Below are 24,439 nucleotides of genomic sequence, written 5' to 3'. Positions count from 1 at the left end.
GGATGAGCGAATCCGAACCCGATGCGGTGTCCTGGCGCAGCGGCACCTGCCACGCCAACGGCATCGATATCCACTATCGGCGGACGGATGCCGGCAAGCCTCCGCTCGTCGCGCTGCACGGGCTGATCGGAAGCGGCGCGTGCCTGCTCCCGCTGGCGCGCACGCTGGAAAAAAACTTCGACGTGATCCTGCCCGACGCGCGCGGGCACGGCGGGTCGAGCGCACCCGATCGCGGTTACCTCTATGGCGATCTGGCCGGCGATGTCCTCGCGCTGATCGAAAAACTGGCATTGCCGGCGCCGGTTCTGGTGGGCCATTCGATGGGAGGTATGACCGCCGCGGTTGCCGCGAGCACATCCGGATCGACGCTGACGGCTCTCGTCCTGATCGATCCCACCTTCATCAGTCCGGCGTGGCAGCAGGAAGTCCATGAAAGCGATATCGCGGCCGAACACCGGCAGTTGCTTCTGTCGACGCGGGACGAGCTGATCACGGCGGCGCGGCTCAGGAGCCCGAACCGGTCGCCCGGATTGATCGGACATCTCGTCGACGCGCGGCTTCGCACCAGCCCGTCGGCGTTCGAGGTCCTTACACCGCCCAACCCCGACTGGCGCGACCTCGTCCGCACGCTTACCGTCCCTACCCTGCTGCTGATTGGCGACCGCGGCGTGGTCTCGCTGGAGACCGCGCGCGAACTGCAGTCGCTCAATCCCCTGCTCCGCTACGAACTGATCGCCGATGCGGGTCATGGCCTGCCTTACGACGAGCCCGCGCGGTCAGGTGCCACGATATTGGCGTTCCTGAAGGAGGCGGCGACTAAAGGGGACCTACCTCCGAAAGGGCAATAGGCGCTTGCATTTGCGAATGTGTCGCACTAGCAGCCGGTCTCGACAGGAGTTGAGAATGAATCGCAGATGGATCGTCGCAGCGCTGCTTTCGAGCGCGCTTTCCTCCCCCGCTTTCGCGCAGGACACCGCGTCCGCCGATGATGGCGCACCGCGCGACGACAGCATCGTCGTCACCGCCGCGCGCACGATCCTGCCGCCCAACGCGCTGCCGCTGACGATCGACCTGATCGGCAAGGACACGCTCGATCAGCAGCTCGCGATTTCGGGGTCGGTGACCGACGCGGTCTCGAACCTCACCCCCAGCTTTTCGCCGACGCGGCAGAAATTGTCGGGCTCGGGCGAATCGCTGCGCGGGCGCTCGCCGCTCTACGCGATCAACGGCATTCCGCAATCGACCCCGATGCGCGACGGCAGCCGCGACGGCTTCACGATCGACGGCTTCTTCGTCGACCGCGTCGAGCTGATCTATGGCTCGAACGCCCTGCAGGGGATCGGCGGCACCGGCGGCATCGTCAACCAGGTCACCGTCGGCGCGCCAAAGGAAGAGGGGCTCGGCGGCCGTTTCCTGCTGCAGGGCACTGCGGACGACGGTTTCTCGGGCGACGGGCTCGGCGGCAAGGTCGCGGGGCTCGTCCAGTATAAGGCCGGGCGCTTCGATGCGACCTTCGGCGCGGCGTGGGAAAAGCGCGGCGCCTTCTACGACGGCGAAGGGCGCCGTGTCGGGCTCAACCTGACGCAGGGCGAGACGCAGGATTCGCGAACGCTGTCGCTCTTCGCGCGCCTCGGCTATGAAGTGTCGCCGACCGCGCGGCTCGACCTGATCGCCAGCCGCTACGAGCTCAAGGGCGACGGCGATTATGTCGCGGTCGCGGGCAACCGTGCGCTCGGCGTTCCGACGAGCGCGGTGCGCGGCGATCCGCCGGGCGAACCGGCGCAGAACCGCACCGAGAGCGTCGCGCTGTCGCTGACCGACACCGATCTTGGCGGCGGCAATTTCGTCAGCCAGATCTTCTTCAACCGCAGCCGCGACACCTTCGGCGGCGAGATCGACCCGATCGCGACCTTCCAGGACCCGGTGATCGCGCCGCAAGGCACATTGTTCGACCAGTCGCAGAACCGCAGCCGCAAGCTCGGCGCCAAATTCAGCTATGAGCGCGCGGTCCCGGGCTTCGAGGCGCTGACCGTCACCCTCGGCTTCGACGCGCTCGTCGACAAGACCGAGCAGGCGTTGATCGCCACCGATCGCGTCTGGGTGCCGCCGAGCGATTTCCGCAGCCTCGCCCCCTTCGGCCAGGCGAACCTCAAGCTGTTCGATGGGCTCGTGCGGCTTGCGGGCGGGGTGCGCTGGGAAAATGTGAAGATCAAAATCGACGATTATCACACCCTCGCCTCGACCACCTATGTCGCCTGCACCGCGACCGTCACCACCAATTGCGGGCTTTCGACCTATGGCGGCGTCGACGTCGCGGGCGGCAAGCCCAAGTTCGACGACCTGCTGATCAACGGCGGCATCATCGTCGAGCCGTGGCAAGGCATCCGCGCCTATGCGAGCTATGCCGAGGGCTTCACCGTCCCCGACATCGGCCGCATCACCCGCGCGGTGAAGACCGCCGGGATCGACATCGACAATTATCTCGACATCTCGCCGATCGTCTCGAACAACCGCGAGATCGGCGTCGAGCTGAAGCGCGGCCCGCTCGACGCGAGCGCGACCTATTTCTGGTCGTCGAGCGACAAGGGCCAGCTCCTCATCGCCCGCCCCGACCGCATCTTCGACGTGCAGCGCCAGCGTGTCGAGATCCAGGGCCTCGAGCTCAACCTGCGCGTGGCGCTGCCGGTCGACGGGCTGAAAGTCGGCGTCGGCTACGCTCATCTCAAGGGCCGCTACGACAGCGACAGCGCCAATCCCGACGGGATCGTCGACACCGACCTCGACGGCAGCAACATCTCGCCCGACCGCCTGAACCTCAACGCCAGCTACAACAAGGGGCCCGTCTCGGCGCTCGTGCAGACGCAATTCTTCCTGAAGCGCGACTTCCACGGCAAGGCGAACCCCAGTCCGCTCAATGATTTCGGCGGCTATGTCATCACCGACGCCAGCCTGCGCTATCAGACCGGCTTCGGCGGGCTGAGCCTGTCGGTGCAGAATCTGTTCGACAAATTCTATATCGACTATTCGAGCGATACGCGCGAAGCGACCGACGCGCCGGTCGCGGCCTATTTCGCGGGCCGCGGGCGGACCTTCACGCTGGGGTGGGATTACCGGTTCTGATGATGCAGTTGCTCGACACGCTCCACCGCTGGACCGGCGGCCTGATCGGCCTCCTGCTCGCGCTCATGGGCCTGTCGGGTACGATCCTGCTCCACGAAACGAGCTGGATCGCCCTGCCGCACAGCAACGACGCGCTGCGCGGCGACCTGCCGACGGTGGTCGCCGCGACCGAGCGGCTGATGGCGACGCCGGGGGCGCAAGGCATCATCTATGCCGACGAACGCTTCGGGCTCCACCAGCTCCGTCTCGGCAAGGAAGCGGGCGCCTATGCCAGCCAGTCGGGCGAGATCGTCACCCGCTGGGCGAGCCAGTGGGAGCGGCCCGAACTCTGGATCTTCGACTTCCACCACCATCTCTTCGCGGGCGACAGCGGCGAGTGGGTGATCGGCATCGCGGGGCTTTGCGGGATCTTCTTCGTGATCAGCGGCGCGATCCTGTGGTGGCGGACGCGGCGCACTTTCTCCTTCCGGCTCTGGCCGAAGCGGATGAGCCGTCCGGCGATCGTCACGCATCACCGCGACCTCGGCATCGTCGCCGCCCCGCTGCTCCTGTTGTCGGTCGTCACCGGGACGATGATGATCTTTCAGCCCTTTGCGATGGCGATGATCGCGCCCTTCGGCTCGCCTGCCGCGGCCGCCAGGGCAATGAAGCCGCCGAAATACGCGAGCGGGCCGCTCGCCGCACAGCCCGACTATGCCGCGATGCTGACCGAGGCGCGCCGCCGCTTCCCAGATGCCGAATTCCGTATCCTCAGCCTGCCGCGCAAGGCCGGCGATCCGATCATGCTCCGGATGCGCCAGCAGGCCGAGTGGCTGCCCAACGGCCGCTCGACCTTGTGGTTCGACGCCGCGACGGGCAAGCTGCTCGGCGCGCGCGACGCGCTGGCGATGCCGAGCGGCGCGCAGGCGTTCAACAAGGCCTTCCCGATCCACGCCGCCAAGGTCGGCGGCCTGCCGTGGCGCCTGGTGATGACGATTTCGGGCCTGTCGCTGACGATGCTCGGCAGCTTGGCGGTGTGGATCTTCTGGTTCCGGCGCCCGAAGCCCGCGAAGCGGGTGATGAAGACAGCGGCGCTGGCCTCGACATAAGCGAACGCCTGCGTCCGCATTGGGGTGGTGAGCGGATATTCCCCTCCCCGGAAGGGAGGGGAGAAGATAGGTCACCTTCCGGTCGCCAGCCACCGTGGCAGACCTCGCCGCTTTCCTATTTCCCGCGGCGCCCTATATCCTCCCCAGCTCATGACCCGCGCCCGCGTCCTTCTTCTGACCGCCGCTCTCGGCCCGCTCGACTATCGCGTGCCCTACGGCACCGACGCGCCGCTCGGCAGTGTCGTCGTCGCGCCGCTGGGGCCGCGCCGGATGGGCGGGGTGGTGTGGGAGGATGAAAGCTTCGGCGCGCCCGAAGCCGTCGGCGACAATCGCCTGCGCAATCTGTTCGAGGTCGTGCCGGTGCCCCCGGTCCCCGCGCCGCTCCGCCGTCTCGTCGAATGGACGAGCGACTATTATCTCGCTCCCCCCGGCGCGGTGCTGCGGATGGTGCTGCCCGGCGCCGCCTTCGCCGACGCACGCCGCCCGATCGTCGAATATCGCGCCACCGGCGAACGCCCCAAGCGCATGACCCCGCAGCGCACCGTCGCGCTCGAAAAGATCGGCGCCCGGCAAGGCCTGATGCGCGAACTCGCCGGACTCGCCGAGGTCAGCGAAGCGGTGATCCGCGGCCTCGTCCAGACCGGCGCGCTCGAAGCGGTCGCCGTCTCGGCCGACCAGCCCTATCCGCAGCCCGACCCCGCCTTCGCCCCGCCCGACCTGTCCGCCGAACAGACCGCCGCCGCCAGCCAGCTTCGCGATGCGGTCGCCGCCGCGACGTTCGAGACACTGCTACTCGACGGCGTCACCGGATCGGGCAAGACCGAAGTCTATATGGAGGCGATCGCCGCCGCGGTCGATACGGGCAAGCAGGCGCTCGTCCTGCTCCCCGAGATCGCGCTGACCGAGCCGATGCTGACACGCTTCGCCGCGCGCTTCGGCTGCGAGCCCGTCGCCTGGCACAGCGGGCTGCGCTCGACCGAGCGCCGCCGCGCCTGGCACAGCATCGCGGCGGGTGAGGCGAAGATCGTGGTCGGCGCGCGCTCGGCCCTCTTCCTGCCTTACGGAAATCTCGGCGTCATCGTCGTCGATGAGGCGCACGAGACGAGCTTCAAGCAGGAGGACGGCGTCCATTATCATGCGCGCGACGTCGCGGTGATGCGCGGGCATTTCGAGGGACTGCCGGTGATCCTCGCGAGCGCGACCCCCGCGCTCGAAAGCCTCGCGCAGGTCGAGGCAGGCCGCTATCGCCACATCATCCTCCCCGCGCGCTACGGCGGCGCGACGCTGCCCGACCTCGCCGCGATCGACATGCGCAGCGACCCGCCCGATCGCGGCCGCTGGCTCGCGCCACCGCTCGTCGACGCCCTCGCCGACCGCCTCCACAAAGGCGAGCAGAGCCTGCTCTTTTTGAACCGCCGCGGCTTCGCGCCGCTGACCCTCTGCCGCACCTGTGGGCACCGCATCCAATGCCCGAACTGCACGGCGTGGATGGTCGAGCATCGGCTCGTCCACCGCCTCGCCTGCCACCATTGCGGCCATGTGATGCCGCCGCCGCGCCTCTGCCCCGAGTGCGAGGATGAGGACAGCCTCGTCGCCTGCGGCCCCGGCGTCGAGCGCGTCGCCGACGAGGTCGCCTTGCGCTTCCCCGAGGCGCGCACCGCGATCGTCACCAGCGACACCCTCTGGTCGCCCGCCAAGGCCGCCGAATTCGTCGAGGCGGTCGAGGGCGGGCTGGTCGACATCATCATCGGCACGCAGCTCGTCACCAAGGGCTATCATTTCCCCAACCTGACCCTGGTCGGCGTCGTCGATGCCGACCTCGGCCTCGACGGCGGCGACCTGCGCGCCTCCGAGCGCACCTTCCAGCAGATCGCGCAGGTCGCGGGCCGCGCCGGGCGCGGGGTCAAGCCGGGCGAGGTGCTGATCCAGACGCGGGTGCCCGACGCCCCCGTCATGGCCGCGCTCGTCGCGAACGACCGCGAAGGCTTCTACGCCGCCGAGGCCGCCGCACGCCGACACGCAGGCGCTCCGCCCTATGGCCGCTTCGCCGCGCTCGTCATCTCGTCCGAGGATATCGAGGTCGCGCGCGGGGTGGCGCAGCGGCTGGGGCAAAAGGCGCCCGCCGCCGACGGCCTCGCCATCTACGGCCCCGCCCCCGCGCCGTTGGCGATGCTGCGCGGCCGCCACCGCTTCCGCCTCCTCCTCCACGCCCCGCGCAGCTTCGACCTGCAAGGCACGATCCGCGACTGGGTGGGGCGCATCGACTGGCCGGCGAAGGCGCGGCTGGCGATCGATATTGATCCGTATAGCTTCGTATAGCCGCCGTCTGGATTGGAATCGTTCGACTTTGCTGCTAGCCCTGACCGCAAGGCAAGGGGTTCAAGGGGGAGGCCAAAGGTGCTGCATAAATGGGTTCGCGCGATCGGCAGCGGGGTGGCTCTGGCGACATTGACGATGAGCGCAGGCGCTCGCGCCGAATGGTGGCAGGCGGAAACCTCGCACTTCATCGTCTATTCGGAAAGCAAGAAGGACGACGCCGAACAATTCGCGCGCCTTCTCGAGCGCTATGACAATGCGCTGCGCTATATGCAGAATTACCCGGTTCCCGGCCCCAGCATGGACGAAGCGAACAAGGTCAAGGTGTTCCGCAGCGGCGACATCAGCGACATCGCCTATATCGCCGGCGCGCCGGGATCGGGGATCGCGGGTTTCTATATTCCGCGCGCGGGCGCGACGGTTGCGTTCGTTCCGGCGCGCGAGCAGCGCCGCGACATGAGCAGCGTCGTGCGCGACGACGGGCCCAAGCTCGATTCGCAGCGCGTGCTGTTCCACGAATATACGCACCATTTCATGCTGACCAATTTCAGCACTGCTTATCCGCATTGGTATTCCGAAGGCTTTGCCGAGCTCTACAGCACGATCGAATTCAAGGACGACGGCAGTTTCCACCTCGGCAACGTGCCGCAGTCAAGAGGACGCGATCTCAAGCGCTTTTCCGATACGCGGCTGAGCCGGCTGTTCGACCACAAGGTCAAGCTGACGCCGCTGGAACGCTATCAGTCCTACACCGTGGGCTGGCTGCTTTCGCACTATCTAAACTTCAACAAGGAACGACAGGGCCAGCTTCCCGCCTATCTTCAGGCGCTCAACAAGGGCGAGGACAGCCTGACCGCCGCGAAACGCATCTTCGGCGACCTCGACCAGTTGCAGACCGAATTGCGCAAATATAAGTCGGGTCCCTTCCCCGGCTTCGACATCAAGCCCAGCAATTATGTCGAACCGAAGGTGACGATGCGCCCACTCAGCGCCGCCGAAGAAGATCTGATGCGCGAATATATTCGTTCGAAGCGGGGGGTCGATCTCAAAGAAGCAAAGGACGTCGCGAGCGACTTGTCGGGCAAAGGCGCCGCCTATCCCGACAGCCTGCCCGCGCAATTGATCGTCGCCGAGGCCAATCTCGACGCCCGCGATTTCGATCGCGCCGAAGCGGCCGCCAAGCGTGCGATCGCGCTCGATGCGAAATCCTCCTATGCCAACTATCTGATGGGCGCGGTGGAGATGGGCCGCGCCAAGGCGAGCAAGGACAAGACGCTCTATGCCAAGGCGCGTCCCTGGTTCGCCAAGGCACGCGAGCTCGATCGTGAAGACCCGCGGCCGGCGATCGACTATTATCTCTCCTATTACGAAACCGGCGACCCGATCCCCGAAGACGCGCTGATCACCCTCGAGGATGCATGGGATACCGCCTCCTATGATCCGAGCTATAGAATGGTTCTCGCGCGGCAGCTGCTCAACGAGAATAAAGGCAAATTGGCGCGCCAGGTGCTGTCGCCGATCGCCTTCAACGCCCATGGCGACGACGATGAAAACAAGCTCCGCGCCACGGTCGAGTTGATCGACGAGGACAAGCTCGACGAGGCGCGCGCCAAACTCGCGGAACAGTTTAAGGAGGCTGAAGACGCCGCCGAGGGCAAGAAGAAGAGCTGATCTTCGCTCAATAATCGGGTTCTTCACCGCCCAGCACCTGCTCGGCCTGTCCGGTCAGCCACGCCATCGCCGCCGCCCAGGGCTGATGCCCATGGCTGATCCGCGCGACGCCGAGCGCCGCGAGTTCCTTGTGCGTCGGTCCGGCCCTCGAACGCAGGATATTGACCGGCAGCGGCGAGGCTTTGCAGATCGCGCCGATGCAGCGCGCATCGCCGAGGAAGGGCACGAACAGCGATCCCGCACCCGCGTCGGCATAGGCCCGTGCGCGGTCGAGCGTCGCTGCGATCAGCGCGTCGCCGTCCTTCGCCGCATCGGCCCCGCGAAACACGTCGCAGCGCGCATTGACGAAAATGCCAGTGTCGGCGGCGGCACGATAGCGGGCCTGCGCTTCGGTGATCGACAAAAGCTCGTTCCGGCCGGGAAGCCGGTCCTCCATGTTGATCCCCGCCGCGCCCGCCGCTGTCGCGCGGCCGACCGAGACGCCGACCGCCGCCGGATCGGCACCATAGCCCGATTCCATGTCGATCGTCACCGGCAGGTCGGTGACCGACAATATGCGGGTCAGATTCTCGAACACATCCTCGATCGGGAAATCCTCGCCATCGGCGCGGCCCTGCGCGCCCGCGACGCCGAAGCTGCCGGTCGCGATGGCTTTGGCGCCGGCGGCCGCGACCGCCTTCGCGCTCCCCGCGTCCCAGATGTTGACGAGGATCAGCGGATCGCCGGGAATGTGGAGTGCACGGAAGGCTGCAATCGCGCTTGACGATGTTGGGGTCATCGGATTTCCCTTTTCAGAAGTTCACGCTTGATCGGTAGGCCATAGGCATAGCCGCCGAGCGAGCCGTCGCTGCGCACGACGCGGTGGCATGGGATGAGCACCGCGACATTGTTCGCGCCATTGGCGCTTCCCGCCGCGCGTACCGCCTTGGGCTTGCCGACCGCGGCGGCGATGTCGGCGTAGCTGCGCGTCTCGCCTGCCGGAATCTTGCGCAGCTCGCGCCACACCGCTTCCTGAAAGGCGGTGCCCTTCACGTCGATCGGGATATGGTCGAAGCCCGCCGCCGGCGTCTCGACCGCGTCGACGACCTCCTTCAGCAGCGCCGCGAAATCCGCGCCGCCCTCGACCAGCTCGGCCGCGGGAAAACGGTCCTCGAGCGCTTCGCGCCCTTCGTCGAAGCTCAGGCGGCACACGCCCTTCGCGGTCGCCGCGACGAGCATGTCGCCAAGGCTGGTCGGCACCACCGCCCAATGGATCGTCGCGCCCCTGCCGCCGTTCACCCAGGCCGAAGCCGTCATACCCATACGTCCCTCCATATGCCCATAGAAACGCGACGGCCCCGAAAAGCCCGCGTCGTAGATCGCGTCGGTCACCCGCGTGCCATCGCTCAGCGCCTGCCGCGCCCGCTCCTCGCGCAAGGCGCGGGCATAGGCGGCGGGCGACAGGCCGGTGTGGCGGGTGAAGACGCGCTGGAAATGCGTCGGCGAATAGCCGGTGCGCGCGGCGAGATCGGCGAGCGCAAGCGGCTCCTCGCTCGCCTTGATGGCTTCGATCGCCGCGAGCACTGCCCCCTCGTCGCGTGCGACATCGTCGGGCAGGCAGCGCTTGCACGGCCGCAGCCCGGCTTCGCGCGCGGCGGCGCCGTCGGCGAAGAAGCGGACATTGCCGCGCGCCGGATGGCGCGCCGCGCAGCTCGGTCGGCAATAGATGCCGGTCGTCAGCACTCCTGTCACGAAGCGCCCGTCAAGAGCGCGGTCGCGGCGCAGCACCGCGGCCCAGCGATCGTCGTCGGTCATGGTTTCCGGGGGCATGGTTTCGGCGTTCATCGTCTTTCCTTTCCTAAGGAGCTTGTCGCCGCATTGCCATGGCTTCGATGCGCGCGCGTCCCGATGCTTGCGCTCAAAGCGGCATCGAACCGTGTTACTGTATTATATCATTGACTCACCTGAGAAGGTACGCCACTTTCCGGCTCCATAGGGGAGCAGGCCATGGCGACCATCGACACATCCTTCACGCCCGCGCGCCCGGCGCGCCGGATCGACTGGTTCGGGCGCGCCGCGACTTTCTGTTACCTGTCGGTCGCAGCGGGGCAGCTTTTGTTCACCGCCTTCATCCTGCTCTTCTATTATCCCTCGTCGCTTTCGGGCCATTTCGAGCGCTGGAATAGCAAGTCGCTGATCACCGGCTTCGTCGCCGGTGACACGATGGGCAATCTCTTCTTCGCGGCCCATGTGCTGATGGCGGCGGTAATCAGTTTCGGCGGGCTGGTGCAGCTCATCCCCGCCATTCGCGGCCGCTGGCCGGCGGCTCACCGCTGGAACGGGCGGCTCTATCTTTTCTGCGCGCTCGCGCTGTCGCTCGGCGGGCTGTGGCTCGTCTGGGGGCGCGGCACGTGGATGAACCTGACCGGCGCCTTCGGCATCTCGCTCGATGCGCTGTTGATCCTCGCTTTCGCAGCGCTCGCCTGGCGCAGCGCCCGCACGCGCCGCTTCGCCGAGCATCGCCGCTGGGCGATCCGGCTGTTCGCGGTCGCGAGCGCGGTCTGGTTCATGCGCGTCGGCTATATGGCGTGGGGCATCGCGACCGGCGGCGCGGGGATCGGCGATGCGATGGACGGTCCGTTCGACCTCTTCCTCGCCTTCGCCAATTCGCTGCTGCCACTGACCGTCGCCGAGCTTTATCTCCGCGCCGGCACGCGCGGGACACCGGCGGCGAAAAAGGGCGTCGCCGCGTTGCTGGCGGTCAGCGGCCTCGTCATCCTTGCCGGCAGCACGGGCGCGTGGATGATGATGTGGAGCCCTTACCTCTAGCTTGCCTTCGCCCGGCGAGTGGTTAGGGTCCGCGCCATGACCCGCTTCCTCGCGCTCCTTCTCGCCCTCTTCACCGTCACCCTCGCGCTCCCGGCCCGCGCCGCCGACGACATCAGCGCCGCGTCGCGCAGCGTCGTGCGCGTCGTCACCGTCGCGATGGTCGACGGCGAGGTCGTCGGCTTCGGCCATGGCAGCGGCATCGCCATTTCGCCGACGCGCATCGTCACCAATGCGCATGTCGTCGAATCGGCCGCCAAATATCCGAACAATGTCGCGCTCGGCGTCGTCCCGTCGGAAGGACAGAAAAGCTATGCCGGCAAGCTGATCGCGATCGACACCAATCGCGACCTCGCGCTGATCGAGATCAGCGGGACGCGGCTGCCCGCCGCCGCGGTCTATTCGGGGCCGCTCGATTCGGGCGCCGACGTCGTCGCGCTCGGCTATCCGGGCAATGTCGACCTTGCGACCGCGCGCAGCGCCGCCGACTATATCACCCCGCGCACGCCGGTGCGCAGCGAGGGCAATCTGTCGAACACGCAGACTGTCGACGGGGTCGCGATGCTTGTCCACACCGCCAAGATCTCGCGCGGCAATTCGGGCGGCCCGCTCGTCGATCAGTGCGGGCGCATCGTCGGCATCAACACCGCGATCACCCGCGCCGACGACGGCGATTCGCCCTTCGCCTTCGCCATCTCGACGCGCGAACTCGCGCGCTTCCTCGGCGACGCCGGGCAGCAATATGGCGCGATCGGCTCGCCCTGCCTGTCGATGGCGGAAGCCGACGCACGCGACCGCGCCGCGCTCGACGCCGATGCGCGCAAGACCGCCGAGGCGAATGCCGCGAAGGACGCCGCCGCCGCGCTCGACCGCCAGCTCAAGCAGGCGCGCGCCGAAGAGGCCGCGCTCGACGCGCGCGAGAACCGCATCGCGCTTGCGGGCGTGCTGTTCGTGATCGGCGCGCTGTCGGCGGGCGCGGCGATGCTATTCTATAGCCAGCAGAAGATGCGCAACGCGAAGATCGCGGGCGGCATCGGCGCCGTGCTGGTGCTCGGCGCCGCGGTGCTGTTCGTCACGCGCCCCGACGCACATGCCGAGGTCAAGGACGAGGCGGCCGCGCCCGCGACGCCCGACGCGCCGAAGATCGCCGAGGGCAATTATCTCTGCACGATCCGCCCCGACCGCAGCCGCATCACCGTCTCGTCGACCACCGACGTGCCGGTGAAGATCGCAGCGAACGGCTGCGTCAACGACCGCACCCAATATGCGCAAGGGGCGGACGGCCATTGGCAGCGCATCCTCGTCCCCAATGAGGAAGCGACGGTGACGGTCGCCTCGATCGACCCGACGGGCAAGGAATATCGCGTCGACCGTTATCTACTCGACGCCGATACGATGGCGAAAGCGCGCGAGATCCGCGCCGGCGTGACGCTGAAGAGCTGCACCGCCGATCCCGATGCGCTCGCGGGGCTGGCGACGCAGCAGGAAGCGATCCGCGCCGTGCTGCCCCCGACGCCCAACGAGCGGCTGGTCTATCAGTGCCAGAAGGCGGCGGCGGCGCCTTGATGTGACCCGTTAAAAGCATGGACGTGTCCCCGCGAAGGCGGGGACCCATCTCCCGCCGGTTCAGAACAGCGCCGACCGGAGATGGGCTCCCGCCTTCGCGGGAGCGCACGGTTTTTTTCCTTCACTAGCTGATCGCGCTTCAGTTCCCGCACGTCCTGAACCGCACCACCCGACGCTCGCTTCAGGAACGCGCCCACAGCGGGAAGGTCGCGACCAGGAACGCCAGCAGCAGGCCCGCCATGCCGAGGTCGGAGATCATCGCGACATTCTCCGAAAAGCCGCGGTCCTTGCCGGTGACGTGCAGCGCGCCCGCCATCGCATAAAAGAGCATCCCCGCGATCGCCATCGGCGCCACCCATTCGGGGCGCTTGATCGACGCGATCGAAATCAGCCCGATGGTGAGGTTCCAGAAGCCGAGTTCCTGCGCGAGCGGGAAGGCCGCCTTGTCGGTGACGCCGAAAATCCCGGTCGCGGTCAGTTCGGGCTTCACGATCTGCCGCGCGCCCGCGATGAACAGGCGGACGCCGACGCCCCAAAAGACGAACCATTTGCCGATCAGCACCCACAGGCTCGCGCTCCCGCCGCCCGTCCAGCGTTCGATCAGCACCGATGCCGCCGGCAGCACCAGCATGGTCAGCAGAACAACGGTCAGATGCATCGTCCCCTGCCCCCAGTCCTTGTTTATCCCCCGCACGCCTTGAACAGCATCAGCGTCCGCTCGCGCGCCGTTTCGCTGCTCGGCTCGTGATAGTCCTTGCGCCGGTCGCTGTTGAAGCCGTGCCCGGCTTCATAGACGAAGATCTGCGCGGTCGGATGCGCTTTCGCGATCAGCGCCTCGACGCCCTCCATCGGAATGCCGCCGTCGAAGCGGCCAAAATGGGCGATCGCCGCGCAGACAGGTGGCTGGTCGGCGAACTGGGTCGGAACGAGACTGCCGTAATAGGCCGACGCCGCCGCGAGGTCGGGGCTGATCTGCGCCATCCGCCACGCCACCGAGCCGCCGTAACAATAGCCGGTGATGAACACGGGGCCTTTGCCCTTCAGCGCATCGATGCAGGTCTGCGCGTCCTTCAGGCTCTGCTCGAACGGATGGAGCTTTCGCGCCAGCTCGACCGCGCGCTCGAACTGCGGCCCCGAATAGTCGCTCTCGAACCCCGGATGCTCACGGTCGAAGAGGGCCGGCGACAGCACCTCATAGCCGTCGGCGGCATATTCGTCGCAAAGCTCGCGGATATGGTCGGTGACCCCGAAGATTTCCTGAATGAGGACAAGCCCGCCGCGGCGCTTGCCCTCCGCCTCGGCATGATAGACCGCGATCTCGGCGCCATCGTCCATCGTCATGCGGATCATTTCGCCCATCATTTCCCTCTCTTCCGTTCGTGCCGAGCTTGTCGGGCCGCCAGGCGACTGCAGGTCAACCACCGTCCTTCACCCGCCCATGTTTGACGAAAGAACGGCACTTCGACAAGCTCGGCGCGAACGGGGCCGGGAGCGGAACGGGATTCCATCCTGCCTCGCCTTGCATTGCAGCAAAATCGTTGCTACGCGCGCCGCGACTGTGCAGCGGGGGTGTCTTCGGAGGCCATGAAAACCCGCTCGGCCATCCCCCTCGGGATCGTAGAGAAGGACTTTCGCGCGTGGAGAATTCCGGCGGCATTCAGGGCAACATCACGGCGGGCCTCGCGGGCCGCTATGCCAGCGCGCTGTTCGATCTGGCGCGCGAATCGAACGCGATCGACGCGGTCGCCAAGAGCCTCGACACCCTCAGCGCCGGCCTGACCGATTCGGCCGACCTTGCGGCGCTGATCGCGAGCCCCGTCGTCAGCCGTAGCGACGCCGCGAAGGCGATCGAAGCGGTCGCCAAGACGCTGAAGCTCGATTCGCTGACCGCGAAGTTCCTTGGCGTCCTCGCCGAGAATCGCCGCCTCGCCGACCTGCCCGGCATGATCGCCGCCTTCAACGCGATCGTCGCCGACCATCGCGGCGAAGTGACCGCCAAGGTCACGAGCGCGCACCCGCTCACCGCCGAGCAGATCAAGGCGCTGACCGCGAACCTCAAATCCCGTGTCGGCCGCGACGTCACCGTCGCGACGACCGTCGATCCCGCCATTCTCGGCGGCCTCGTCGTCCAACTGGGCAGCCAGTTGATCGACGGCAGCATCCGTACCCGTCTCAATAGTTTCGCGCAGGCGATGAAGGGCTAAAAGCCCATACGCTCAAATGCCCCGATGAAAGGCTGAATAATGGAAATCCGCGCCGCTGAAATCAGCAAGGTCATCAAGGACCAGATCGCCAATTTCGGCACCGACGCCACGGTCAGCGAGATCGGCTCGGTGCTGTCGGTCGGCGACGGCATCGCCCGCGTCCACGGCCTCGATAATGTCCAGGCCGGCGAGATGGTCGAATTCGCCAATGGCGTGAAGGGGATGGCGCTCAACCTCGAAGCCGACAATGTCGGCATCGTGATTTTCGGCTCGGACTCGGAGATCAAGGAAGGCGACACCGTCAAGCGCACCGGCACGATCGTCGACGTTCCCGTCGGCAAGGGCCTGCTCGGCCGCGTCGTCGATGGCCTCGGCAATCCGATCGACGGCAAGGGCCCGATCAAGGCCGACAAGCGCATGCGCGTCGAGGTCAAGGCGCCAGGCATCATCCCGCGTACCTCGGTCCACGAACCCGTCCAGACCGGCCTCAAGGCGCTCGACGCCCTCGTCCCCGTCGGCCGCGGCCAGCGCGAGCTGATCATCGGCGACCGTCAGACCGGCAAGACCGCCGTCGCGATCGACACCTTCATCAACCAGAAGGAAGCCAACAAGGGCGACGACGAGTCGAAGAAGCTCTATTGCATCTACGTCGCCGTCGGCCAGAAGCGCTCGACCGTCGCGCAGATCGTCCGCCAGCTCGAAGAAAATGGCGCGATGGAATATTCGATCGTCGTCGCCGCGACCGCGTCGGAGCCCGCGCCGCTTCAGTATCTCGCGCCCTACACCGGCGTGACGATGGGCGAGTTCTTCCGCGACAACGGCATGCACGCCGTGATCGTCTATGACGATCTTTCCAAGCAGGCGGTCGCCTATCGCCAGATGTCGCTGCTGCTGCGCCGTCCGCCGGGCCGCGAAGCCTATCCCGGCGACGTCTTCTATCTCCACAGCCGCCTGCTCGAGCGCGCCGCGAAGATGAACAGCGACAATGGCTCGGGCTCGCTCACCGCGCTGCCGATCATCGAAACGCAGGCGGGCGACGTGTCGGCCTATATTCCGACCAACGTGATTTCGATCACCGACGGCCAGATCTTCCTCGAAACCAACCTGTTCAACGCGGGCATCCGCCCGGCGATCAACGTCGGCCTGTCGGTGAGCCGCGTCGGCTCGGCCGCGCAGACCAAGGCGATGAAGAAGGTGTCGGGCTCGATCAAGCTCGAACTTGCGCAATATCGCGAGATGGAAGCCTTCGCGCAGTTCGGTTCGGACCTCGACGCCTCGACGCAGAAGCTGCTCAACCGCGGTGCGCGCCTGACCCAGCTTCTCAAGCAGCCGCAGTTCCAGCCGATGCCGTTCGAGGAGCAGACCGCGTCGATCTTCGCCGGCACCAACGGCTATCTCGACAATGTCGGCACCGCCGACGTCTCGCGCTACGAACAGGCGATGCTCGCCTATCTGCGCAGCGACCATGCCGATGTGCTGAAGACGATCCGCGACACCAAGGACCTGGGCGACGACGCCAAAAAGGGTCTGGTCGCGGCGCTCGACGCCTTCGCCAAGATTTTCGCGTAACACTGAACCTCGTCATCCCCGCGAAAGCGGGGACCCAGCGCGACGCAGCGCAAGCTATCCCTAGGTTCCCGCTTTCGCGGGAATGACGAAGAAGAGGAACCGATAGAGTGGCATCACTCAAGGAACTCAAAGGGCGGATCGTCTCGGTCAAATCGACCCAGAAGATCACCAAGGCCAAGAAGATGGTCGCCGCCGCCAAGCTGCGCAAGGCGCAGGCCGCGGCCGAAGCCGCGCGCCCTTATGCCGAGCGCCTCGAAGGCGTCGTCGCCAGCCTGGCGTCGAAGGTCGGCGCGTCGGATTCGGCGCCGAAGCTGCTCGCGGGCACCGGCAAGAGCGACACCCATCTGCTCGTCGTGCTCAACAGCGACCGCGGCCTCGCCGGCGCGTTCAACTCGAACATCGTCAAGGCGGCGCGCGACAAGGCGCTGGAGTTGCAGGGCGAGGGCAAGAAGGTTCTCTTCTACCTCATCGGCCGCAAGGGTCGCCCGGTGATCGCGCGCCTGTTCGCCGGCCAGATCATCGAGCAATATGACACGACCGGCATTCGCGACATCGGTTTCGAGCAGGCGCACGAGATTTCGGCGAAGGTGATGGAGCTTTACGAAGCCGGCGCGTTCGACGTCGCGCACCTCTTCTATTCGAAGTTCCGCTCGGCGCTGCTTCAGGAAGCGACCGGCCAGCAGATGATCCCGGTCCCGCCGCCCGGGGACGCCCCGACGTCCAGCGGCGCCGCGGTCGAATATGAGCCCGACGAGGAAGCGATCCTCGCCGACCTGCTCCCGCGCAACGTCACCATCCAGATCTTCAAGGGCCTGCTTGAAAACGCCGCGTCCGAACAGGGTGCGTCGATGACCGCGATGGACAATGCGACGCGCAACGCAGGCGAACTGATCAACAAGCTGACCATCATTTACAACCGCACGCGTCAGGCGGCGATCACCACCGAACTTATTGAAATCATCGCGGGCGCCGAAGCGCTCTAATCGATCAACCCGAGGAAGAAGACCATGGCTACCGCTCCCGCTGAAAAGAAGGCTCCCGCCAAAAAGGCCGCCGCGCCCAAGGCCGCTGCGCCGAAGAAGGCCGCCGCACCCAAGAAGGCGGCCCCCGCCGGCGCCGCCACGGGCCGCATCGCCCAGGTCATCGGCGCCGTCGTCGACGTTCAGTTCACCGGCGAACTGCCGGCGATTCTGAACGCGCTCGAAACCGACAACAACGGCAACCGCCTCGTCCTCGAAGTCGCGCAGCACCTCGGCGAGAACACGGTTCGCACGATCGCGATGGACGCGACCGACGGCCTGACCCGCGGCCAGCCCGTCACCGACACCGGCGCCCAGATCTCGGTTCCCGTCGGCCCGCAGACGCTCGGCCGCATCCTCAACGTCATCGGCGACCCGATCGACGAGCGCGGCCCGATCAATGCCACCGCGACGGCGCCGATCCACGCCAAGGCCCCCGAATTCGTCGACCAGTCGACCGAAACGAGCATTCTCGTCACCGGCATCAAGGTCATCGACCTGATCGCGCCTTATGCGAAGGGCGGCAAGATCGGCCTGTTCGGCGGCGCGGGCGTCGGCAAGACCGTGCTGATCCAGGAACTGATCAACAACATCGCCAAGGGCCACGGCGGCACCTCGGTGTTCGCGGGCGTCGGCGAACGCACCCGCGAAGGCAACGACCTCTATCACGAATTCCTCGACGCCGGCGTCATCGCCAAGGACAAGGACGGCAACCCGACCCCCGAGGGATCGAAGGTTGCGCTGGTGTTCGGCCAGATGAACGAGCCGCCGGGCGCCCGCGCCCGCGTCGCGCTGTCGGGCCTGACGATCGCCGAATATTTCCGCGATCAGGAAGGCCAGGACGTGCTCTTCTTCGTCGACAACATCTTCCGCTTCACCCAGGCGGGTTCGGAAGTGTCGGCGCTGCTGGGCCGTATTCCTTCGGCCGTGGGCTATCAGCCGACGCTGTCGACCGACATGGGCGCGCTGCAGGAACGCATCACCTCGACCAACAAGGGGTCGATCACCTCGGTGCAGGCCATCTACGTTCCCGCGGACGACTTGACCGACCCTGCTCCCGCAACCTCGTTCGCCCACTTGGACGCAACCACGACGCTGAACCGCGCGATTTCGGAACTCGGCATCTATCCGGCGGTCGATCCGCTCGATTCGACCAGCCGCGTTCTGACCGCCGCGATCGTCGGCCAGGAGCATTACGAAACCGCCCGCCGCGTTCAGGAAACGCTGCAGAAGTACAAGTCGCTGCAGGACATCATCGCGATTCTCGGCATGGACGAGCTTTCGGAAGAAGATAAGCTAGTCGTCGCCCGCGCGCGCAAGATCCAGCGCTTCCTGTCGCAGCCGTTCCACGTCGCCGAAGTCTTCACCAACATCCCCGGCAAGTTCGTGGCGATCGAAGACACGGTGAAGTCGTTCAAGGCGGTGGTCGACGGCGAATATGATCATCTTCCCGAAGCGGCCTTCTACATGGTCGGCGGCATCGAGGAAGCGGTCGCCAAGGCCGCCAAGCTGGCCGCCGACGCGGCGTAAATCGAATTCCCCTCCCGCTTGCGGGAGGGGTTAGGGGAGGGCCTGTCGGGGAACAGGCCTTTCGCCGAACCGGAACACACCCTCCCCCGACCCCTCCCGCAAGCGGGAGGGGGGAGATTGAAGAATGGCCCTGAAGTTCGAACTCGTCACCCCCGCCCGCCTCGAGCGGTCGAGCGACGTCTATATGGTCACCGTGCCGGGCAGCGAGGGCGATTTCTCGGTGCTCGAAGGCCACGCGCCCTTCATGGCGACGCTGCGCAACGGCCCGCTGACCATCTATGCCACCAGCGGCGCAGCACCCGAGACGATCGAGGTCGAAGGCGGCTTTGCCGAAGTGAACGAAACCGGTCTCACCGTCCTCGCCGAGCATATCGCGGGCTGACGCGCGGGGTTTATCGCCGGATCAAAAAGGGGCCCCTTCGGGCCCCTTTCCTTTGGCTGCTATGCAGGGTGTGAAGGCCCGTTTTGGGGTAGAGAGTTGCCCCTCTTATCTTCGTCATTCCCACTTTCGCGGGAATGACGAAGATAAGAGATGCTGCGCGCGACTTCCAAACTCTCGTCATCCCGGACTTGATCCGGGATCCATTCTCTCAGCGCCGGATGAATGGATCCCGGATCAAGTCCGGGATGACGATGTAAGGTAAGTCCGCTTCCCGTCGTGACCGGACGTTCCGTCGGCGAACCGTCAAATACGCGCATTCATTATGACCTGACGAAATTACCCCCCGCTTCCCGGCGGGCCATAATCCCAGTCCTCGGCCTTGCTGCCGTCCATCAGCGAAATCCGGGCCTTCAGCCGGTCGCCTTCGCGCCAGTAACGGATGCGCTGCGGATAATCATGCGCCGGGTTGGCAAACTCGATCATCCGCTCCCCCGCGGCGACCATAGGGAATTCGGCCGCGGGGCGTCCGAACGGCTGCGCGAAGAAGGCAAGCGTTCCGTCCGCCTTTCGCACGATGCGCGTATGCTCGAAAATGCCAAGGCGTTCGCCCTTCCCGATTCGCGCGGCGCCGATCATGATGCCGCCGCGTGGCGGGGTCCAATATTCGTCGGCCCAGCGATTTTCGGATGCCGTCTGTTCCCACGCCCCCGCCATCCAGCCCGGAAGCGGCGCGGAGACGTCCGACGCCGCGGCGGCGCCCACCGCGGCCAACGCTGCCAAGACCATGATTGCCTGTCGCATCGGCATCCTCCTTCGCATTGCGCCGTAAAATATCGCCCCGCGCGAGCGGCAAGAACAGGTTAAAGCTAATTTTACCATATTTCGTCTAGGCCGAATGCCGGCCCATGACCTATTTCGCACAGGATATCGCCGGACTGGCGCTCGGCACGCTTGTCGCGGCGCTGGTCTTCATCCTTCCCGCTTTTGCCGGCGTCCTGCTGTTCGAACGGCTCGGCCGCACGCGTGGCTTTCGGGGGATCGACGGCGGATGGCAGCGGGTCGGCTGGACGCTGATCCTTGCACTGGCGATCCTGCCCGCTTTCGATGCGCTGTTCATTCGCGCGATCGGCATCGCCGGGACGTTGGCCGTGCACGCCGCGCTGGTTCTGGCCGCAGCACCGCTCTATCGACGCCCCGCGCTTCGGATCGGCTGGCCCTTCGCCGCGCTGGTGCTACTCTGGTGGCTTCTCCTCGCCGTGGCGGCCGTCGACGTCGATATCGGCGACCGGCTCTATCAGAGCCTCATCACCTTCGACATGGTCAAGCATGCCGCGACGATCGAGAGCATCGCGCAATATGGCCTGCCGCTCCACGACCCCTTCTACGCACGCCCCGAACCGGCAGGCTATTATTATTACTATTATATCTGGGGGGCGCTGGTGCGCTGGATCGCGGGCGGGCTGGTCGACAGCCGCATGGCCTTTGCCGCCACCGCCTTCTGGTCGGGCTTGGCCTTCGTCGCGCTGCTGTGGCGCGTCGCCAAGGATGCGGATCTGATCCGTATCGGGCGCGACCGCCGCTTCCTGCTGATCGCCGCGCTGTTGTGCTTCGTGACAGGGCTCGACCTGGTGCCGGCGCTGCTCGAATATATCATCACCGGCTCGGCGGCGCGGCAGGTCGACTATTGGAACGAGGAAATCCGGTTCGCGCTCACGTCGATGATGTGGGTTCCCCATCATCTCGGCGGCTTCATCGCGGCCTGGTGCGGCGTTCTGCTGCTGCACCGCGCCGCGACGCCGCCATCGCCGCGCTTCGTTCTGGCCGGCCTTGCCGGGCTCAGTTTTGCAACAGCTTTCGGAATGTCGGCGTGGATCGCGCTCGGCGCGGCCCCCGCGCTTCTGCTCTGGGTGCTGGTCGAGGGACGCCGGGGGCGTCCGCAATTGTTGCTGTTCGCGGCGATTGCGGCGCTCGTCGCGCTGCTCTTTGCCACACCCCAGTTCGTCGATCTGCTGCATGGCCGGGTAAGCGAAGGGATGCCCGTCAAATTCTGGATTCGCCGCGTCAGCGGCTTTCAGTACGACAGCGCCGGCACGCTTCAGGCTCTGCTCGTCCTCGCGCTTCTGCCGATCGGCTATGCTCTGGAATTCGGCCTCTTCGCGCTGGGCGGCAATCTCTACCTGCGCCTCTACGGCCGGTCCGGCGGCAAAGCGCGCACGGCCGGAAAGCCGATCCGAAGCTTTCTGCTGATCGGCTTTCTGACCTCGCTGCTGATCGTCAGCTTTGTCCGATCGAGCATCATCAACAATGATCTTGGCTGGCGTATCATCTGGTTCGCGCAGTTCGCCGCGATGATCTGGACCGCGGCGGTGGTCCAGAGCATGGCGCCGCGCGGTCGGGGCATCCTGCGGCCCGGGGCGCTAGGGTGGCTGTTCCTGTTCATCGGCGTCGCGGGCAATGGCTGGGACATGGTCGGCCTGCGCACAAAGTTCCCCGATCCCGCCGCGATCTACCCCGATCCGGTCAATCGGCAGCCGCTGGACGACATGGCGCAGCGCCGGGCCTATAACTGGGCCAATGATCATCTGCCGCACCGGGCGATCCTGCAGCATAATCCAGCGCAACTTTATCGCATTTTCGATTTCGGCCTTTATGGCCGCAACCGCGTCGCGCTGGCCGACGGGGCCGCGAATCTGTTCGGGGTCAGCGCCGGCATGGCGCAGGAGCGGCGCGATGCGATCCGCCCGATTTTCGCGCAGCGGCTGACGCCAGCCCGAATTGCCGGCATCGCCCGCGCGAATCATATTGATTATCTGATTTTCGTCGCCGCCGATCCGGTGTGGCAAGCCGCGGGCGGCCCACCGCCGGGGCTTCGCTGCCTCTACAGAAACGAGCGCGCGTGCATCATCGACTTCGCGTCCATCGCGAAAGGTGCTTCCGATTAGACAGCTCGCCTCCCTCCTGCTGACGCTGATGCTGGCGGTTGCGGCCGGTTTCATCCTCTATGTCGGCCTTACCCGCTCGCCCCTGTTCGCCGGGGTGTCGATCCTCTTCTATCGGGGCCTGATCCTGTGTGGGCTGTCCGCCGCGCTCGTGATGGCCGCCATGGCGCTGCGTCGATGGCGGTTCGATCCCGCCACGATCGTCGCGGCGGGGGCGTTGTCGCTCAGCTTCAACATCTGCTTTCTGATCGTCCTGCCGGTGACGCTCGACCGGTCGATCAGCGTCTTCATGCTCGCCCAGATCGAACAGCATCAGGATGAAGCGCTTGACGAGCGGCGGATTACCGAAATCTTCGTCCGGAAATATGTCGGCGACATGCGGCAGATGGACCGGCGGATCGCCGAACAGACGGCGTCGGGCAATATCGTGACGGTCGACGGCCATGTCCGCCTGACCGATCAGGGCCATCGCTTCCTGGCGCTTTCACGCACGCTGGCGCGATTGTTCGGAACCGACCCGCGCTTCGTGGGCCTTGCCCCTACCGCACCGCCCGAGGCCCCGGCCGCGTCCCCGCATTAGGAGATTATCAAAGTTTCCCATTTATTCACCTTGCCCAATGGGGGTTCGTCCGCGCCGGGCGCGGCAATGTCCAACGTGTTGATTTGAAGCAGGACAAAGCGAATGAGTGCATTCGGACGCCGACCCGGAACCGCTGGCCGCCCCGCCTTTGGCGTGGCGAAGCCGATGCAGACGGGCCCTGGCATGGGCGGCTCGCAATTCCCTGCGATCGATACGCCCGCGGCCGAGGCGCCGCCGCCGATTCCGTCGAACCTGACCCCCGAACAGGAAGCGATGGAGCGGCTCAACCAGCGCTCGACCGCCGAAATGGCCGAACCCGAAAAGGCGCAAGGCTTCGAGGCGTCGGTCCACAAGATCAAGGAACAGGTGCTGCCGCGCCTGCTCGAACGCGTCGACCCCGAAGCGGCGGCGACGCTGTCGAAGGACGAATTGACCGAGGAATTCCGCCCGATCATCCTCGAAGTGCTCGCCGAGCTTCGCATCACCCTCAATCGCCGCGAGCAGTTCGCGCTCGAAAAGGTGCTCGTCGACGAACTGCTCGGCTTCGGACCGCTCGAAGAGCTGCTCTCCGATCCCGACATCAGCGACATCATGGTCAACGGGCCATATCAGACCTATATCGAACGCAAGGGTCAGCTCGTCATCGCGCCGATCCAGTTCCGCGACGAACAGCATTTGTTCCAGATCGCGCAGCGCATCTGCAATATGGTCGGCCGCCGCGTCGATCAGACCACGCCGCTCGCCGACGCCCGCTTGAAGGACGGCAGCCGCGTCAATGTGATCGTGCCGCCGCTGTCCTTGCGCGGCACCGCGATCTCGATTCGTAAATTCTCGGCCAAGCCGATCACGCTCGACATGCTCTGCCAATGGGGCGCGATGAGCCAGAAGATGTGCACCGCGCTGAAAATCGCGGGCGCCAGCCGCTTCAACATCGTCATCTCGGGCGGCACCGGCTCGGGCAAGACGACGATGCTCAACGCCCTGTCGAAGATGATCGACCCCGGCGAGCGTGTGCTGACGATCGAGGACGCCGCCGAGCTGCGGCTCCAGCAGCCGCACTGGCTGCCGCTCGAAACGCGCCCCGCGAACCTCGAGGGCAATGGCGCGATCCACATGGGCGACCTCGTCAAGAACGCGCTGCGTATGCGTCCCGACCGCATCATCATGGGCGAGGTTCGCGGCGCCGAATGTTTCGACCTGCTCGCCGCGATGAACACGGGTCACGACGGATCGATGTGCACGCTCCACGCGAACAGTCCGCGCGAATGCCTCGGCCGTATGGAGAATATGGTCCTGATGGGCGACATCAAGATTCCGAAGGAAGCGATCTCGAAACAGATCGCCGATTCGGTCGACCTGATCGTCCAGATCAAGCGCCTGCGCGACGGCTCGCGCCGCGTCACCAACGTCACCGAGGTGATCGGCATGGAAGGCGACGTCATCGTCACCCAGGAGCTCTTCAAGTTCGAATATCTGGACGAGACGCCGGACGGGAAGATCATCGGCGAGTACCGGAGCATGGGGCTGCGCCCCTACACGCTCGAGAAGGCGAAGATGTTCGGGTTTGATCAGCCTTATCTCGAGGCGTGTCTGTAGTCCGTCCGAGCGGCGCTCACGCCATGGCCGGAGCCGCGACGACGCGGCAAATCG

Annotated in this window: 20 protein-coding genes; 15 read left to right on the top strand and 5 right to left on the bottom strand. The window is 66.1% G+C overall.

The genetic code is table 11. From position 1 onward, the window contains the following. Nucleotides 1-2: 2 nt before the first annotated feature. From VHO04_RS18305 to VHO04_RS18285, 5 genes are all read left to right on the top strand, one after another. Nucleotides 3-848, top strand: coding sequence for an alpha/beta hydrolase (locus VHO04_RS18305; protein WP_329629643.1), 846 nt, complete (start codon nucleotides 3-5; stop codon nucleotides 846-848). A gap of 55 nt (nucleotides 849-903) precedes the next feature. Further along, nucleotides 904-3,120 (top strand): TonB-dependent receptor, encoded by a 2,217-nt coding sequence (locus tag VHO04_RS18300; RefSeq protein ID WP_329629642.1) that lies wholly within the window; start codon nucleotides 904-906, stop codon nucleotides 3,118-3,120. 2 nt (nucleotides 3,121-3,122) lie between these two features. Beyond that, nucleotides 3,123-4,208: a PepSY-associated TM helix domain-containing protein gene (locus VHO04_RS18295; protein WP_329629695.1), complete on the top strand. Its 1,086-nt coding sequence runs from the start codon at nucleotides 3,123-3,125 to the stop codon at nucleotides 4,206-4,208. Between the two features lie 150 nt (nucleotides 4,209-4,358). Further along, nucleotides 4,359-6,527: a primosomal protein N' gene (locus VHO04_RS18290; RefSeq protein ID WP_329629641.1), complete on the top strand. Its 2,169-nt coding sequence runs from the start codon at nucleotides 4,359-4,361 to the stop codon at nucleotides 6,525-6,527. A 78-nt stretch (nucleotides 6,528-6,605) separates the two neighbouring features. Then, entirely contained in the window at nucleotides 6,606-8,195 is a 1,590-nt protein-coding gene (locus VHO04_RS18285; protein WP_329629640.1) for a hypothetical protein, read from the top strand. A gap of 7 nt (nucleotides 8,196-8,202) precedes the next feature. On the opposite strand, the gene VHO04_RS18280 is transcribed toward VHO04_RS18285, so the two are convergent. Next, nucleotides 8,203-8,973, bottom strand: a complete 771-nt coding sequence (locus VHO04_RS18280) for an isocitrate lyase/phosphoenolpyruvate mutase family protein (protein WP_329629639.1) — start codon at nucleotides 8,971-8,973, stop codon at nucleotides 8,203-8,205. Continuing rightward, nucleotides 8,970-9,989, bottom strand: a complete 1,020-nt coding sequence (gene ada, locus VHO04_RS18275; protein WP_329629638.1) for a bifunctional DNA-binding transcriptional regulator/O6-methylguanine-DNA methyltransferase Ada — start codon at nucleotides 9,987-9,989, stop codon at nucleotides 8,970-8,972. The genes VHO04_RS18280 and ada overlap by 4 nt, the downstream gene beginning before the upstream one ends. Before the next feature lie 192 nt (nucleotides 9,990-10,181). Here ada and VHO04_RS18270 point away from each other — a divergent pair, with 192 nt between their 5' ends. Both VHO04_RS18270 and VHO04_RS18265 read left to right on the top strand, forming a co-directional pair. After that, nucleotides 10,182-11,003: a DUF2306 domain-containing protein gene (locus tag VHO04_RS18270; protein ID WP_329629637.1), complete on the top strand. Its 822-nt coding sequence runs from the start codon at nucleotides 10,182-10,184 to the stop codon at nucleotides 11,001-11,003. A gap of 36 nt (nucleotides 11,004-11,039) precedes the next feature. Continuing rightward, nucleotides 11,040-12,566 (top strand): serine protease, encoded by a 1,527-nt coding sequence (locus VHO04_RS18265; RefSeq protein ID WP_329629636.1) that lies wholly within the window; start codon nucleotides 11,040-11,042, stop codon nucleotides 12,564-12,566. A 181-nt stretch (nucleotides 12,567-12,747) separates the two neighbouring features. Here VHO04_RS18265 and VHO04_RS18260 read toward each other — a convergent pair whose 3' ends face one another. Beyond that, on the bottom strand, nucleotides 12,748-13,224 hold the full coding sequence (locus VHO04_RS18260) for a DUF6790 family protein (RefSeq protein WP_257545345.1): 477 nt from the start codon (nucleotides 13,222-13,224) through the stop codon (nucleotides 12,748-12,750). Nucleotides 13,225-13,247: 23 nt separating this feature from the next. Next, complete coding sequence (locus VHO04_RS18255; protein ID WP_329629635.1) at nucleotides 13,248-13,928, bottom strand: dienelactone hydrolase family protein; 681 nt, start codon at nucleotides 13,926-13,928, stop codon at nucleotides 13,248-13,250. Nucleotides 13,929-14,203: 275 nt separating this feature from the next. Here VHO04_RS18255 and VHO04_RS18250 point away from each other — a divergent pair, with 275 nt between their 5' ends. The 5 genes from VHO04_RS18250 (at nucleotide 14,204) to VHO04_RS18230 (ending at nucleotide 19,270) form a co-directional block, all read left to right on the top strand. Continuing rightward, nucleotides 14,204-14,770, top strand: coding sequence for a F0F1 ATP synthase subunit delta (locus VHO04_RS18250; RefSeq protein ID WP_329629634.1), 567 nt, complete (start codon nucleotides 14,204-14,206; stop codon nucleotides 14,768-14,770). A gap of 39 nt (nucleotides 14,771-14,809) precedes the next feature. Beyond that, on the top strand, nucleotides 14,810-16,339 hold the full coding sequence (gene atpA, locus VHO04_RS18245) for a F0F1 ATP synthase subunit alpha (protein WP_329629633.1): 1,530 nt from the start codon (nucleotides 14,810-14,812) through the stop codon (nucleotides 16,337-16,339). A 107-nt stretch (nucleotides 16,340-16,446) separates the two neighbouring features. Beyond that, complete coding sequence (locus VHO04_RS18240; RefSeq protein ID WP_329629632.1) at nucleotides 16,447-17,322, top strand: F0F1 ATP synthase subunit gamma; 876 nt, start codon at nucleotides 16,447-16,449, stop codon at nucleotides 17,320-17,322. A 24-nt stretch (nucleotides 17,323-17,346) separates the two neighbouring features. Then, nucleotides 17,347-18,888: a F0F1 ATP synthase subunit beta gene (gene atpD / locus VHO04_RS18235; protein WP_329629631.1), complete on the top strand. Its 1,542-nt coding sequence runs from the start codon at nucleotides 17,347-17,349 to the stop codon at nucleotides 18,886-18,888. 124 nt (nucleotides 18,889-19,012) lie between these two features. Beyond that, entirely contained in the window at nucleotides 19,013-19,270 is a 258-nt protein-coding gene (locus tag VHO04_RS18230) for an ATP synthase F1 subunit epsilon (protein WP_329629630.1), read from the top strand. 336 nt (nucleotides 19,271-19,606) lie between these two features. On the opposite strand, the gene VHO04_RS18225 is transcribed toward VHO04_RS18230, so the two are convergent. Further along, nucleotides 19,607-20,071 carry a DUF6265 family protein gene (locus tag VHO04_RS18225; protein ID WP_329629629.1) on the bottom strand — a complete coding sequence of 155 codons (465 nt, stop codon included), beginning with the start codon at nucleotides 20,069-20,071 and terminating at the stop codon, nucleotides 19,607-19,609. 104 nt (nucleotides 20,072-20,175) lie between these two features. On the opposite strand from VHO04_RS18225, the gene VHO04_RS18220 reads away from it, so the two are divergent. From VHO04_RS18220 to VHO04_RS18210, 3 genes are all read left to right on the top strand, one after another. Beyond that, nucleotides 20,176-22,212, top strand: coding sequence for a hypothetical protein (locus tag VHO04_RS18220; protein ID WP_329629628.1), 2,037 nt, complete (start codon nucleotides 20,176-20,178; stop codon nucleotides 22,210-22,212). Beyond that, the gene (locus VHO04_RS18215; RefSeq protein ID WP_329629627.1) at nucleotides 22,199-22,789 is read left to right on the top strand and encodes a hypothetical protein; all 591 of its coding nucleotides are present in this window, start codon (nucleotides 22,199-22,201) and stop codon (nucleotides 22,787-22,789) included. The genes VHO04_RS18220 and VHO04_RS18215 overlap by 14 nt, the downstream gene beginning before the upstream one ends. A 102-nt stretch (nucleotides 22,790-22,891) precedes the next feature. Beyond that, nucleotides 22,892-24,385: a CpaF family protein gene (locus VHO04_RS18210; RefSeq protein ID WP_329629626.1), complete on the top strand. Its 1,494-nt coding sequence runs from the start codon at nucleotides 22,892-22,894 to the stop codon at nucleotides 24,383-24,385. Nucleotides 24,386-24,439 lie beyond the last annotated feature (54 nt).

The sequence above is a fragment of the Sphingopyxis sp. genome (genome assembly GCF_036261875.1).
GTDB lineage: Bacteria > Pseudomonadota > Alphaproteobacteria > Sphingomonadales > Sphingomonadaceae > Sphingopyxis.
The sequence above is the reverse complement of the archived record's forward strand: the minus strand, read 5'-3'. Positions and strand labels throughout refer to the sequence as shown.

Coding starts and splice junctions, on each gene's coding strand:
- VHO04_RS18305 (WP_329629643.1), top strand. CDS start 3: ATGAGCGAATCCGAACCCGATGCGGTGTCCTGGCGCAGCGGCACCTGC.
- VHO04_RS18300 (WP_329629642.1), top strand. CDS start 904: ATGAATCGCAGATGGATCGTCGCAGCGCTGCTTTCGAGCGCGCTTTCC.
- VHO04_RS18295 (WP_329629695.1), top strand. CDS start 3,123: ATGCAGTTGCTCGACACGCTCCACCGCTGGACCGGCGGCCTGATCGGC.
- VHO04_RS18290 (WP_329629641.1), top strand. CDS start 4,359: ATGACCCGCGCCCGCGTCCTTCTTCTGACCGCCGCTCTCGGCCCGCTC.
- VHO04_RS18280 (WP_329629639.1), bottom strand. CDS start 8,973: ATGACCCCAACATCGTCAAGCGCGATTGCAGCCTTCCGTGCACTCCAC.
- ada (WP_329629638.1), bottom strand. CDS start 9,989: ATGACCGACGACGATCGCTGGGCCGCGGTGCTGCGCCGCGACCGCGCT.
- VHO04_RS18270 (WP_329629637.1), top strand. CDS start 10,182: ATGGCGACCATCGACACATCCTTCACGCCCGCGCGCCCGGCGCGCCGG.
- VHO04_RS18265 (WP_329629636.1), top strand. CDS start 11,040: ATGACCCGCTTCCTCGCGCTCCTTCTCGCCCTCTTCACCGTCACCCTC.
- VHO04_RS18260 (WP_257545345.1), bottom strand. CDS start 13,224: ATGCATCTGACCGTTGTTCTGCTGACCATGCTGGTGCTGCCGGCGGCA.
- VHO04_RS18255 (WP_329629635.1), bottom strand. CDS start 13,928: ATGATGGGCGAAATGATCCGCATGACGATGGACGATGGCGCCGAGATC.
- atpA (WP_329629633.1), top strand. CDS start 14,810: ATGGAAATCCGCGCCGCTGAAATCAGCAAGGTCATCAAGGACCAGATC.
- atpD (WP_329629631.1), top strand. CDS start 17,347: ATGGCTACCGCTCCCGCTGAAAAGAAGGCTCCCGCCAAAAAGGCCGCC.
- VHO04_RS18230 (WP_329629630.1), top strand. CDS start 19,013: ATGGCCCTGAAGTTCGAACTCGTCACCCCCGCCCGCCTCGAGCGGTCG.
- VHO04_RS18225 (WP_329629629.1), bottom strand. CDS start 20,071: ATGCGACAGGCAATCATGGTCTTGGCAGCGTTGGCCGCGGTGGGCGCC.
- VHO04_RS18220 (WP_329629628.1), top strand. CDS start 20,176: ATGACCTATTTCGCACAGGATATCGCCGGACTGGCGCTCGGCACGCTT.
- VHO04_RS18210 (WP_329629626.1), top strand. CDS start 22,892: ATGAGTGCATTCGGACGCCGACCCGGAACCGCTGGCCGCCCCGCCTTT.